This is a genomic window from Acinetobacter cumulans (genome assembly GCF_003024525.3).
Lineage (GTDB): Bacteria > Pseudomonadota > Gammaproteobacteria > Pseudomonadales > Moraxellaceae > Acinetobacter > Acinetobacter cumulans.
The window spans coordinates 449,712-462,233 of sequence record NZ_CP035934.2 but is presented as its reverse complement, the minus strand read 5'-3'; the positions used below and the strand labels follow the sequence as shown (position 1 = coordinate 462,233).

Below are 12,522 nucleotides of genomic sequence, written 5' to 3'. Positions count from 1 at the left end.
GCAATCAGAACGGGAGACTTAGCAATCTTCTCTCCAAAGTGAAAATCAAATCGTCATCGAGAATATCTGAGTTTCAGGTTTTCTTCGCTTTAAATGTAAATCAAACGCCATACAAATATTTCTTACGAAGGGCTTACCTTGCTCCGTAATCACAATTTGATCCTGTTCTATCTGCAATAGGCCATCTTGCTCCATCTCTACCAGTTGCTGAATGACATCTTCCCGTTCAGGAAAATCCATCGTCTGGTCAGCCCATGAGGTTTGAAACGCACACATTAAATTCAAAATATGCTTACGAATTTTTAAATCTTCCGCACTCAACACATGGCCTTTCACCACTGGAATTTGATGATTTTCCAGACATGCATAATATGCATCTATATTCTTTTCATTTTGTGCAAAGCTATACCAACTGTCGCTGATCGAAGATACCCCCAAGCCAATCATGACTTGTGTTTTAGATGCGGTATAGCCCATAAAATTACGGTGTAAAGCCTGCGCCTGAAACGCCTGATACATTGGATCGGTGCTTAATGCAAAATGATCCATACCAATTTCATGGTAACCATGCGCCAATAATGCTTTTTTGCCCTCTTCATAGCACTGACGTTTCATTTCATCCTTAGGCACATCAGCATCTTTAAAACCGCGTTGCCCATTGCCTTTAATCCATGGCACATGCGCATAACTATAAAATGCCAAACGGTCTGGCATTAAGCGTGTGGTCTGCTCAATGGTATTCAATACATCTTCGAGCTGTTGAAAAGGCAAGCCAAAAACCAAGTCATGGGAAATTGAGCTATAGCCAATCTCTCTTGCCCAAGTGGTCGCACGCTCTACATGGGCAAAGGGTTGGATACGGTGAATCGCTTTTTGTACATTTTCATTGTAGTCCTGTACCCCGTAGCTAACACGACGAAAGCCCACATCATATAGTGCTTGTAAGTGCTCACGCGTAGTATTATTGGGGTGACCTTCAAAACTAAATTCATGCTCAGGTGCTACATCTGAATCGGCTAAAATCCCTTGAATTAACTGTGTTAAATGTTCAGGAGCAAAAAACGTAGGCGTCCCACCGCCCAAATGAATTTCTTTAATGACAGGTCGTTCGACCAATAATTGGCGGTACAGCGCCCACTCTTTGAGCACCGCCTGAATATAAGGCTGTTCAACTTCATGCTTTTTTGTGACTTTCTTATGGCAACCACAGAAGGTACACAAGCTTTCACAAAATGGCAGATGAATGTATAAACTGATGCCTTCAGTTGCATTGGATGCATCAAAGGATTGTTTTAGTGTGTGTTTCCATGCCTCTAATGAAAATGAAGTTTCATCCCAATAAGGTACGGTTGGATAACTGGTATAGCGTGGCCCGGGCACATTATATTTTTGGATGAGTGATGTTGCCTGTTGCATATCCACAGCCTTAACAAAAAAACGAAATTGCATTTAATGCTATTTTGCTTGGCTTATCAGGTGAATTCAACCTAGCCATTTAGTCGGAATAAGCCAGCAGAGCTTCATACAAAATGCTCTTCCGACGACTTAAATTTCGGCCTACTTTCAGTTTTTCCGATGCTCAAGATTGGCAAAAAAACCTTAAGTTTTTAGACATTTTATGTTTTGATATTCCTAGTCATTATATAAATCAATGAGAGTGGCAATGTCACATCCAACTTCAGCGGATATACAACGTGTCCGAGATTTCCTTTGCGATTTGCAAGCCCGCATTTGTACAGCACTAGAGCAACAAGAACATGCTGGTGGTGGTCAAGCCGAGTTTGTTATTGATGATTGGCAACGTCCTGAAGGTGGTGGTGGTCGATCCCGTGTGCTGCAAAATGGAACCGTGATTGAAAAAGGCGGTGTGATGTTCTCCCACATCCAGATCTCTAAGCTCCCTGCATCGGCAACAGAGCGTCACCCACAAATTGCAGGTGCGAAAGCACAAGCGATGGGCGTATCACTGGTCATTCATCCGAAAAATCCAAATGTACCCACCTCGCATGCCAATGTTCGATTATTTGTCGCCGAAAAAGAAGGCCAAGACCCAATTTGGTGGTTTGGTGGTGGTTTTGACTTAACGCCTTTTTATCCTAATGAACAAGATGTCCTGAGCTGGCATCAAACAGCCCACGACTTGTGTGCACCATTTGGCGATAACGTTTATGCCGAACATAAACAGTGGTGTGATGATTACTTCTACTTAAAGCATCGCGATGAACAGCGTGGTGTAGGTGGCTTGTTCTTTGATGATTTGAATCAATGGGACTTTGAGACATGCTTTAAATACATGCAAGCTGTGGGTAATGGCTACCTTGAAGCGATTTTACCCATCTTTGAACGTAACCGTGACAAGCCATACAGCGAAGCACAGCGAGACTTCCAACTGTACCGTCGTGGACGCTATGTCGAATATAACTTAGTGTATGACCGAGGCACCTTGTTTGGCTTACAAACGGGTGGGCGCATTGAGTCCATCTTGGTCAGCATGCCTCCACTGGCAGGTTGGTCGTACCGTCCAGAATGGGATGCAGATTCTGCTGAGAAAAAACTCACAGACTATTATTTAAAACCACAAGACTGGTTAAACACGCTGAAATAAGTTTTTGTATCCCCGTCTGCTTTAAATACAATCAAGCCTCCAACTCTTGGAGGCTTTTTACATGGACTGAAAATCCATTACCAAACTGAGCGCTTAACATAGACATCAAAGATCAGCTTCAATTTGAGCTCCCGACTCCCCCTTACTTATTTACCTTTGATGTACACAATATAGACTCAACGTTGGCAGTCCTTGCGATTAACCTACATCTATTATCGTCGAGTGCTGTACTATGAATGCTCAAGTCATCATCATGACTTTAGAGTGTTGAAGATCTATCCTGATGAAATATGCCTCATCATCAAAATGATATTGTCATGATTGCAATCTATGATCTTCTCCTCCTACAGATCAAACGCAGGAAATAGCATGAATATCATCAAAACTCATTCCACACTATTCAGCTTTTGGGGATTTATCGTCCTTATGCTCACAGCTATCAGTATCGCGCTTTTTTCTGAAAGCCAGTTTAATGATCAATTTGCTTATAGCACGATGCCGATCGCATTGATTGGGATTCTTTTGAGCGCTTCTTTTTTAGCTATTGATGCCATATTTGAGCTTTGCAACTCTTAAATACAGCAAAAATCACCCAATAACAGAATGAAGAATCACAAAGCAAAGCTTGGGCTGAAATTTTGATTAAAGCTTTAGACTGACGCATAATTGCCGTATATTGATGCACATTTCTCCACATGGATTTTGTGCGATGAGCAAGCAATTTGCCGTGATCGGCCATCCAATTGAACAATCTCGTTCTCCAGAACTGCACCATGCCTTTGCCCAAAAAATGGGTATCGACCTCAATTATGCGAAACGCCTTGCACCACTCGATGGCTTTGATGCCAGCATGCAAGATTTTTTCGCACAAGGCGGGCTTGGGATGAATGTGACTGTTCCATTTAAAGAACAAGCTTTTAATGCCTGCACGGTGCTTACTGAGCGTGCAAAAATTGCCAAAGCTGTAAATACCCTTTGGATGCAGAATGGTCAATTACATGGTGACAATACCGACGGCCAAGGGCTGGTCGAAGCCATCCTTGCCTTAGGGTGGAACTTAGCACAAAGTCGTATTTTAATTATTGGTGCAGGTGGCGCAACGCGTGGCGTGATCTACCCACTTGTTCAAGCGGGTGCGCAAAAAATTGTGATTGCAAACCGCACCTTGGCACGTGCCGAACAACTGGTTGCAGATCTAAAAGATGCAGTCCCAAATACTGAACTCAGTGCGGTTGAATTGCATGACTTAGATGGCGATTTTGATCTGGTCATCAATGCAACGTCTGCAAGCCTTTCTGGCGATGCGCTGGTTTTGCCTGAAACTTTACAATTTAAATATGCTTATGAAATGGCATACGGCAAAGCATCAAGCTTTTTGGATCAAGCCAAAGCGCGTGGTGTGCCGACATCTGAAGGTTTTGGTATGTTGGTCGGACAAGCGATTGAATCCTTCCGCATTTGGCATGGCGTCAAACCAAACTTAAAAGATTTTCTGTAATTTAGGCTTTTCCTAATATCAAAAAAATGTGCTATTGCCCTGTGATTTATGCAGGTGCAATGGCGCATATTTGTTGGGCCGTGGGGTATTTACACAATTTTCCCTATGCAGTCATTTTGATCATAATGACAAAAATAAAATGAGTTCATGCGATCTTCATTCAAAACTTTAAATACCCATACACAGTCAGGATATAATTAAATATACATCTGTTTTATATTGTTTTATCTCATTAAAAATAATCATTAATTCAATATTTTTTGATTTTTTGTTGTATTTAAACCAACAATTGTATTGCAAAAATATTTCAGCAATTCGCATTTCTGACAGTTTGATCAGTCTATGCTATCAATGTAATTTAATCATTATTGTGAATAATCAAATCATCGAACCAGATAATCCAAAACTATTTTAAATTAGGATTAAATTATGCCTGCTTATAAAGCTCCTTTACACGACATTCGTTTCTTAATGAACGAAGTATTCGACTTCCCTGCACATTTTAAAACTTTATCTAACGGTGACCTTGCAGACGCTGACACTGTAGACATGATTTTAGAAGGTGCTGCCGATTTTTGTGAAAATGTACTTTCTCCTCTAAACCAAAGTGGTGATGAAGAAGGCTGTCACTTTGAAAATGGTGAAGTAAAAACACCAAAAGGTTTTAAAGAAGCGTACGACCAATTTGTTCAAGGTGGTTGGCAAGGTCTGTCTTATCCAGAAGAATTTGGTGGTCAAGGCTTACCAATGTCGCTTAACCTGATCAAATCTGAAATGATGGGTACAGCGAACTGGTCATTTACCATGTACCCTGGCCTCAGCATGGGCTGCATGAACACCATCATGCAATTTGGTACAGAAGAACAAAAAAATACCTATATGCCTCACCTCACTGCAGGTACTTGGTCGGGCACAATGTGCTTAACTGAACCTCAATGTGGTACAGATTTGGGCCAAGTAAAAACCAAAGCTGAGCCAAATGCTGACGGTACTTATGCCATTACAGGTACAAAAATCTTTATTTCTGCAGGTGAGCATGACCTAACAGAAAACATTATTCATATTGTGCTTGCTCGCCTTCCAGATGCACCTGCAGGCACACGCGGTATTTCTCTGTTCATCGTTCCTAAGTTCATTCCAACTGCGGATGGTGGCGTGGGTGAGCGTAACCCTGTGACTTGTGGTTCAATTGAACACAAAATGGGTATCCGTGCTTCTGCAACTGCTGTATTGAACTTTGACAGTGCGAAAGGCTACTTGATTGGTGAAATGCACAAAGGTTTACATGCTATGTTTACCTTCATGAATACAGCCCGCATTGGTACGGCGGTACAAGGTTTGGCACATGCTGAATTGGCATTCCAAGGTGCATTACCATACGCGAAAGACCGTATGTCTATGCGTGCGCTATCTGGTAAAAAAGATCCAGATAAAGTAGCTGATGCAATTATTCACCATGCGGACGTACGCCGTATGCTGTTAACTCAAAAAGCTATTGCTGAAGGTGGCCGTGCCATGATTTATCATGCTGCACAGTTGGCAGACAAAATGGCAGATTCTTTAGCTCAAGGCAATCAAGCAAAGTTTGAAGAATATGATGACAAGCTTGGTTTCTATACCCCAATCTTGAAAGGTTTCTTAACTGAATTGGGTTATGAAGCAGCAAACCATGGTATGCAAGTTTACGGCGGTCATGGTTATATTAAAGAATGGGGCATGGAACAAATCGTACGTGACTCACGTATTTCAACCCTATACGAAGGTACAACGGGCGTACAAGCACTGGATTTAATTGGTCGTAAAGTGTTGTTATCGTCTAAAGGTAAAGTCGTACGTGACTATACTGCTGAAATCTTAAAATTCTGTGGCGTACATGCACGCAATAAATATATGCGTCGTTTTGCATGGGATTTAACTAAAATCTGTGCACAGTGGAACGCATTGACTGTTCGTATTATGTTGGCTGCACGTAAAGACCGCGACATCGTATCGTCTGCATCTGTCGATTACTTGATGTTCTCTGGCTATGCCATGATGGCATTCTACTGGGCGCAACAAGCTGCCGTTGCTTCTGCAAAACTGGCTTCTGGCGAAGGTCAAGAAGTACCAGAGTTCTATAAAGCAAAAATCAAATTGGCAGACTTCTATTTCGAACGCCTATTGCCACGTACACAAGGTCATGCTGAAGCGATGGTGAACCCATCTAAAACAATGACATCTTTAGCACCAGAGCATTTCAGTTTCGACTATTAATTTGTTGTTATAAAAAAGACCGCTTCCGCGGTCTTTTTTATGCTCATTACTTTTAAATTCTAAGCAAATAAAGCAGAGCGCATTCCTTCTTAAAAACTCATATCCATAAAACGTCAAAAGACGCTCATTGCGCCTTTTGTCTTTCTTTAAATTTAAAAATATTAGCTTAAAGAAACTCTTCCAGTACTGAATTTAAAAAGATATGCCCCTGCTCTGTACATGACAGCACATTTTCATCAGCCACCATTAACTTGCGCTCACGTAAGGAATTTAAAAGCTCCTTTAAACCATCTAAACTTAATCCTGCACGTTCCGCATAAAGTGCAGCATGCACCCCATGATTCAAACGCAAGGCATTCATCATAAATTCAAATGGCATATCCTCTTGTTCAATTTTTTTAAATTGCAAATGCTCTGCTGGCACTTTGGCTAAATAGTCTTTCGGCAAGCGGGTTTTCTGATAGCGATACACCCCATCTGGCTGTGTCACTTTGCCATGTGCGCCTGCACCAATCGCAAGGTAATCGCCAAACTGCCAGTAATTCAGGTTATGCGCCGAAGGCTTTTCTTTACGCCAAGCCGAAACTTCATAATTGATAAAGCCCTGTGCTTTTAAATAGGCCTCACCCTGTGCTTGAATCTCTTCCAATACATCATCAACTGGCAAGATCGGCTGTGTGCGGAAAAAAACAGTATTCGGTTCAATTGTTAACTGATACCACGACACATGCGTCGCGCCATTTTCTACCGCCAGTTTTAAGTCCAATAAGGCTTGCTCAATCGTTTGCTCTGGCAAACCATGCATGAGGTCAACATTCACACGCTCAAAACCTGCTTCTTTAGCATGCTGAATCGCAGAAATTGCGTCATCGTTAGAATGAATACGGCCTAATTTTTTCAGCTGATCGGTATTAAAACTTTGTACGCCGATCGACAAGCGGTTAATCCCTGCCTCTAAATAGCCCGCAAAAGGATCATGTTCCACTGTGCCCGGATTGGCTTCTAAAGTAATTTCACAGCCATCTTCAAATGGAATAATGCTTTTGAGCTGTTCAAATAACCATTGATAACCTTTTGCGGAAATCAAAGATGGCGTGCCACCCCCAATAAATACGCTGTGTACCGCACGGCCTTGGGCAAAATCGACTTGCGTTTTAAAGTCTTCAACCAGCGCCTGTAAATATTCTTTTTCTAGATCTAAAGACAGTTCACCATTGGGTACTGCATGCGAGTTAAAGTCACAGTATGGACATTTTCGCACGCACCACGGCATGTGAATGTATAAAGACATCGGAATATTTGCAGGAATGAGTTCAGCCAAGGAGAATGCTCAAATGAAAAAAGAGAAGATGAATATTTTAGCATGAGTCCATAAACACACTAAGGCATTCTATATTTCTGTTCTGAAGTTTTATGCAGTACACTCAATCAAATTAAAAAAATTTACAGATAAGAAAATGAAAATAAGTAGCCACCTACTGTATTTACTCCCACTTGCGATGGGTATTGGCATCGCCATGACCATTCAAACTGCAATTAACAGCCAATTGCGTGAATATTTATATTCTCCATTACAAGCCGCCCTATTATCGTTTTTGATAGGTACAATAGTGCTTGCTGTCCTTGTGTTTTTTCAACCTGTCGAAAAGCCTAGCCTTGAAACGCTGCTACAGATTCCTTGGTTTTTATGGCTGGGTGGATGCTTAGGTGTATATGCCATTAGCATCAGTATTTATACGGCACCCAAATTAGGTTTTTTAAGCCTATCTGGCCTGATTATTTTTGGCCAAATTGCCATATCAATGTTTATTGACCAATACGGCTTATTGGGTAATGAAAAAACACCTATTCATTGGCAGCGCCTTTTAGGTGGCGTGGTGATTTTTATTGGTGTGCTTCTCACTTTACAACGCTAAGACCTCATACCTAAGCACCTCAAAGAAAGAGTATGTTCTGTGTCTACTGTCACAACAACCCGCTTTGAATTAAAGCAACTGTTCCGCTTGATGATTCCCATCTTAATCACCCAATTTGCGCAAGCAGGTTTTGGTTTGATTGATACCATTATGGCTGGCCATTTGTCTGCGAATGATTTGGCTGCTATTGCAGTTGGTGTCGGGCTATGGATTCCGATTATGCTACTGTTTAGTGGCATCATGATTGCCACAACGCCTTTAGTCGCAGAAGCCAATGGTGCGCGTACACCTGAAAAAATTGCCACCATTGCTCGCCAATCTTTATGGATTGCCTTTATTCTTGGAATCATTGCCTGCTTGATTTTACAAGTTGCTCCTTTTCTACTCCCTATTTTAGGGGTCCCTGAAGCATTGCTCCCCAAAGCCAGCTTATTTTTACATGCGATTGGTTTTGGCATGCCTGCGGTGACCATGTATGCAGCCCTACGCGGTTATTCCGAAGCATTGGGCTACCCTAAACCTGTCACAGCCATTAGCTTAATTGCACTTGCTGTACTGGTGCCGCTGAACTTTATCTTTATGTATGGACTCGGCCCAGTGCCTGAGCTTGGCTCTGCAGGCTGTGGTTTTGCGACTGCTATTTTGCAGTGGCTGATGTTCTTGGCTTTAGCACTGTATATATTTAAAGGCAGTGCCTATAAAAAAAACCAGCCTTTCGCGGTCTGGGAAAAATTAGACCCCGTGTGGATGAAACGCATCTTTACACTGGGCTTTCCTATCGGCTTAGCGATTTTCTTTGAGGTGAGTATTTTTAGTACTGCCGCCATTGTGCTCAGCCCACTCGGTGAAGTGACTGTAGCTGCACATCAAATTGCCATCTCCATCACATCACAGCTGTTTATGATTCCTATGTCTTTAGCCATTGCGCTCACCATTCGGGTGGGCACGTATTATGGCAGCCAAAACTGGGCGGCTATGCGCCGTGTACAAGTGGTTGGTCTGGCAACAGGGACCGTTTTTGCACTCATTACCATGCTACTGCTGTGGTTACTACGCGCTGAAATTGTGTCGCTCTATACCTTTGACTATGATGTTGCGGTATTGGCAGTGTACTTGGTGCTCTTTGCAATTGCTTATCAATTGATGGATGCATGGCAAGTGAGTGCCGCAGGTTGCCTACGTGGCATGCAAGACACCAAAGGCCCAATGTGGATTACCATGCTGGCCTATTGGATTATTGCCTTCCCTGTGGGTATTTATTTGTCACGCTTTACCGACATGGGCGCAGCGGGTGTTTGGATTGGACTGATTGTTGGTTTAACCGTGGCCTGCATCTTACTCATTAGCCGTTTGATGATTATAAATAAACGTATCGCACAGCTTTAAATTTGATTGTCCATACGGTTACGGCTCGTATGGACTTTTCTTCTTAGCACTTTATCTAACCCAAGTCAGCCAACGCTTTTTTTAAGCCCTCAGGCACATCAGCTTCCTCTGCCTCTTTCATAATGGCTTGACCCACAATCACATCTGTACCGTTAAAGGTCATGGTTGGCGAACCATAAAGCTCATAGCCTTCTTTTAAGGCCTTGGTCACACGTGCACAAAAGGTCACATCATCTTTACCGGTTAAATATTTATATACTTTCATGGCCTAATTTCGTCTGAGTTACTCAGCTTATTTTAAGCTTAATCCTACAAGATGTAAGGCTGAGTTTAGAAACTTTGCATGAATGGCTAAGCGATACACATGAGCCAAAAATGCAAAATGTTGCCAAAACAACCATCAGCTTTAAACTGCCTGATAGCCTGTAAGTAAGATTGATTTAACACCCTGATGTCGTCATAGACACAAAGCTTTAACATTTTAAAGTAGGCAACACCTTGATTAACGCCTATGATCAAAACCATATTTTATGATGATCTTGAGGAGCATCACATGGCCAAATCGGCTAGCACCCCCGGTCGCCGCTTTATGAAACTTGCGGGAATGACTGCAAGTATTGCCAGCAAGACAGTTTCAAATTCGATTAAAAACCTCACTGCCGACGAAGAGCGAAAGAATGCTTCGCGCAGCAAATTATTTCAAGATATTGGGGTACAAATTGCCGACACCCTCGGTGACATGAAAGGCGCTGTCATGAAAGTTGGACAGATCGCCTCACAATATAAAGACATTTTCCCACCCGAAGTTGCAAAGGCTATAGGCAAACTACAACGACAAGCACCGCCTATGCCGTTTAGCGATATTAAAGCGCAAGTGGAAAAAGAACTGGGCAAGCCCATTCTTGAGATATTCAAAAGTTTTGATGAAGTGCCCTTTGCCGCTGCCTCCATTGGCCAAGTTCACAAAGCGACTTTGCCCAATGGCCAGCAAGTTGTGGTCAAGGTGCAATACCCAGGTGTAGATGAAGCCTGTGAAAGCGACTTAAAACAGGTTCGCCTTGCACTCCGCTTAATGGGCGTATTAAAAATTGATCGTAAACTCCAAGATCAATTATTTCATGAGATACAAGAAAGCTTAGATAACGAACTCAATTATCAAATTGAAGCACAAAACCTTGCCGTTGCACGTACCTTCCATGAAGCACTCGATAGCAAGATTGTCATTCCCCAAGTCTATGAAGATTATTCTTCACGCCATATTTTAACTTTAAGCTTAGAAGAAGGCGAAAGCATAGAAACAGCAAGTACTTGGTCACAAGACACCCGCAATGAATTGGGTCGCCGTTTACTCCGTGCTATGGGACAAGAAATTTTCTTCTTAAAACGTTTTCACTGTGACCCACATCCGGGCAACTTCGCCTTTCGTGAAGATGGTACGGTTATTATTTATGACTTTGGTGGCGTTAAAATTTTATCCAATGACACAGTACAACAATTTAAAGCATTAATACGTGCAGCACGTGCAGAAAATATTCCAGAAATTGAAAACCAGCTGGATGCACTGCACTCAATGGCAGAAAAAGGAAAATTCCCAGAAGCTCTGTACAAAGAATGGTTAGAAGTGCTCATGCGTCCACTCACAACGCAATATGACTTTGCCGAAAACTCTGCACATCATGATGGTGTTGAGCTGATTAAACCTTCATTAAAATATTGGGATGTGTTTAAGCCTTCGCCTGATACGCTTATGGTCAACCGTACCGTGTCTGGGCATTACTGGAATCTTATTCATTTAAAAGTGAATGACAATTTAAATGATATTTTTGAAGAGTTAATTCCCCCTCTGGCCTAAGTTTGAATTTGCCTTAAAAGCTCGATCTCGATCGGGCTTTTTTTATGGCTTGTAATGAAATGACAAGACGCACTGACATTCGCTTGTCCAAAGTTCCATTGGTGAAGAAATGTAAATCTGCTTGCAGATATTAATGTTACAATATAACATAACATTAAATTTGAAATCTGCGATAGGAGAAGAACAATGCGTCCGAATATTCATCCTCAATACCAAGATGTACTTTTTCATGACACCAATGCTGATGTGTATTTTGTGATTGGCAGTACACTACAAACGACACAAACACGTGAATATGAAGGTAAGACATATCCTTATGTCACTTTAGATATTTCAAGTGCATCACATCCGTTTTATACGGGTGAACAACGTCAAACCAGCAATGAAGGCCGTGTGGCAAGCTTTAACAAACGTTTTGCGCGTTTCAAACGCTCACACTAAATTCATATTGTTTTAAGCTTTTGCTTTTAAAGTAAAACTATTAAAGAAGTCTAAGACCCCCTCCTCCAGCTTAGACTTCTTTTTTTGTCTGTGCACAGCCAATTTATACTTTTAGCAAATACTGAAACAGATAAAAACCCAAAGCCAATAGTACTACACCCAACACCACACTCGACCCTACATAAAGCAAAGCAATACTGGTTTGTGCCTGTTTCAGCAATTGAAAGGTTTCTAAACCAAAGCTCGAAAAGGTGGTGAACCCGCCTAAAATACCAACCATCACAAACAAACGAGTTTCTTGTTGCAATACGGGATATTTCTGCGTAAGTGCAAAAAAAATACCTGCGATAAAACACCCAAGTAAATTAATCGCCCACGTACTCCAAGGAAACAGACCACTCGGCTTATACAACCAAAGTCCTGTGCCATAACGCAGACTTGCACCTATTGCCCCCCCAAGGGCGACCAATAACCAATTCATGGATGTTCCTATCTATTTTTGAGGCAATCTCGCCTGCTTTTCTAAGTTCTGCCTGTCACTATAGCTGAACTTTGACTTCTATTCGGCACC

The 12,522-nt window shown here is 41.9% G+C and carries 12 protein-coding genes; 8 read left to right on the top strand and 4 right to left on the bottom strand.

Annotation, left to right across the window (positions count from 1 at the left end; genetic code table 11):
- Window positions 1–45: 45 nt before the first annotated feature.
- On the bottom strand, window positions 46–1,449 hold the full coding sequence (gene hemN, locus C9E88_RS02115) for an oxygen-independent coproporphyrinogen III oxidase (RefSeq protein WP_227865846.1): 1,404 nt from the start codon (window positions 1,447–1,449) through the stop codon (window positions 46–48).
- A 214-nt stretch (window positions 1,450–1,663) separates the two neighbouring features.
- Here hemN and hemF point away from each other — a divergent pair, with 214 nt between their 5' ends.
- The 4 genes from hemF (at window position 1,664) to C9E88_RS02095 (ending at window position 6,356) form a co-directional block, all read left to right on the top strand.
- On the top strand, window positions 1,664–2,605 hold the full coding sequence (hemF, locus tag C9E88_RS02110; protein WP_106984003.1) for an oxygen-dependent coproporphyrinogen oxidase: 942 nt from the start codon (window positions 1,664–1,666) through the stop codon (window positions 2,603–2,605).
- Between the two features lie 369 nt (window positions 2,606–2,974).
- Window positions 2,975–3,181, top strand: a complete 207-nt coding sequence (locus C9E88_RS02105) for a hypothetical protein (protein WP_106984002.1) — start codon at window positions 2,975–2,977, stop codon at window positions 3,179–3,181.
- 133 nt (window positions 3,182–3,314) lie between these two features.
- Window positions 3,315–4,103: a shikimate dehydrogenase gene (gene aroE, locus C9E88_RS02100; protein WP_106984001.1), complete on the top strand. Its 789-nt coding sequence runs from the start codon at window positions 3,315–3,317 to the stop codon at window positions 4,101–4,103.
- Window positions 4,104–4,532: 429 nt separating this feature from the next.
- The gene (locus C9E88_RS02095; protein WP_106984000.1) at window positions 4,533–6,356 is read left to right on the top strand and encodes an acyl-CoA dehydrogenase C-terminal domain-containing protein; all 1,824 of its coding nucleotides are present in this window, start codon (window positions 4,533–4,535) and stop codon (window positions 6,354–6,356) included.
- Window positions 6,357–6,522: 166 nt separating this feature from the next.
- Here C9E88_RS02095 and hemW read toward each other — a convergent pair whose 3' ends face one another.
- Window positions 6,523–7,677 carry a radical SAM family heme chaperone HemW gene (hemW, locus tag C9E88_RS02090; RefSeq protein WP_106983999.1) on the bottom strand — a complete coding sequence of 385 codons (1,155 nt, stop codon included), beginning with the start codon at window positions 7,675–7,677 and terminating at the stop codon, window positions 6,523–6,525.
- A 136-nt stretch (window positions 7,678–7,813) separates the two neighbouring features.
- Between hemW and C9E88_RS02085 the strand changes: the two genes are divergently transcribed.
- Window positions 7,814–8,272, top strand: a complete 459-nt coding sequence (locus C9E88_RS02085; protein WP_106983998.1) for a DMT family transporter — start codon at window positions 7,814–7,816, stop codon at window positions 8,270–8,272.
- A gap of 90 nt (window positions 8,273–8,362) precedes the next feature.
- Window positions 8,363–9,658, top strand: coding sequence for an MATE family efflux transporter (locus tag C9E88_RS02080; protein WP_106984102.1), 1,296 nt, complete (start codon window positions 8,363–8,365; stop codon window positions 9,656–9,658).
- Window positions 9,659–9,713: 55 nt separating this feature from the next.
- Here the strand turns inward: C9E88_RS02080 and C9E88_RS02075 are convergent, their stop codons facing one another.
- Window positions 9,714–9,923 (bottom strand): DUF1737 domain-containing protein, encoded by a 210-nt coding sequence (locus C9E88_RS02075; RefSeq protein WP_106983997.1) that lies wholly within the window; start codon window positions 9,921–9,923, stop codon window positions 9,714–9,716.
- A 288-nt stretch (window positions 9,924–10,211) separates the two neighbouring features.
- Between C9E88_RS02075 and C9E88_RS02070 the strand changes: the two genes are divergently transcribed.
- Window positions 10,212–11,510, top strand: a complete 1,299-nt coding sequence (locus tag C9E88_RS02070) for an ABC1 kinase family protein (protein WP_106983996.1) — start codon at window positions 10,212–10,214, stop codon at window positions 11,508–11,510.
- A 186-nt stretch (window positions 11,511–11,696) separates the two neighbouring features.
- Window positions 11,697–11,951, top strand: a complete 255-nt coding sequence (locus C9E88_RS02065; protein ID WP_106983995.1) for a type B 50S ribosomal protein L31 — start codon at window positions 11,697–11,699, stop codon at window positions 11,949–11,951.
- Between the two features lie 103 nt (window positions 11,952–12,054).
- Here the strand turns inward: C9E88_RS02065 and crcB are convergent, their stop codons facing one another.
- On the bottom strand, window positions 12,055–12,432 hold the full coding sequence (gene crcB / locus C9E88_RS02060; protein ID WP_106983994.1) for a fluoride efflux transporter CrcB: 378 nt from the start codon (window positions 12,430–12,432) through the stop codon (window positions 12,055–12,057).
- Between the last annotated feature and the right edge of the window lie 90 nt (window positions 12,433–12,522).

Bases quoted from the DNA above. Each gene is read 5' to 3' on its own strand.
- C9E88_RS02080 (WP_106984102.1), top strand. From the start codon at position 8,363: ATGATTCCCATCTTAATCACCCAATTTGCGCAAGCAGGTTTTGGTTTG.
- aroE (WP_106984001.1), top strand. From the start codon at position 3,315: ATGAGCAAGCAATTTGCCGTGATCGGCCATCCAATTGAACAATCTCGT.
- C9E88_RS02095 (WP_106984000.1), top strand. From the start codon at position 4,533: ATGCCTGCTTATAAAGCTCCTTTACACGACATTCGTTTCTTAATGAAC.
- C9E88_RS02085 (WP_106983998.1), top strand. From the start codon at position 7,814: ATGAAAATAAGTAGCCACCTACTGTATTTACTCCCACTTGCGATGGGT.
- C9E88_RS02075 (WP_106983997.1), bottom strand. From the start codon at position 9,923: ATGAAAGTATATAAATATTTAACCGGTAAAGATGATGTGACCTTTTGT.
- hemF (WP_106984003.1), top strand. From the start codon at position 1,664: ATGTCACATCCAACTTCAGCGGATATACAACGTGTCCGAGATTTCCTT.
- C9E88_RS02070 (WP_106983996.1), top strand. From the start codon at position 10,212: ATGGCCAAATCGGCTAGCACCCCCGGTCGCCGCTTTATGAAACTTGCG.
- C9E88_RS02105 (WP_106984002.1), top strand. From the start codon at position 2,975: ATGAATATCATCAAAACTCATTCCACACTATTCAGCTTTTGGGGATTT.
- crcB (WP_106983994.1), bottom strand. From the start codon at position 12,432: ATGAATTGGTTATTGGTCGCCCTTGGGGGGGCAATAGGTGCAAGTCTG.
- C9E88_RS02065 (WP_106983995.1), top strand. From the start codon at position 11,697: ATGCGTCCGAATATTCATCCTCAATACCAAGATGTACTTTTTCATGAC.
- hemN (WP_227865846.1), bottom strand. From the start codon at position 1,449: ATGCAATTTCGTTTTTTTGTTAAGGCTGTGGATATGCAACAGGCAACA.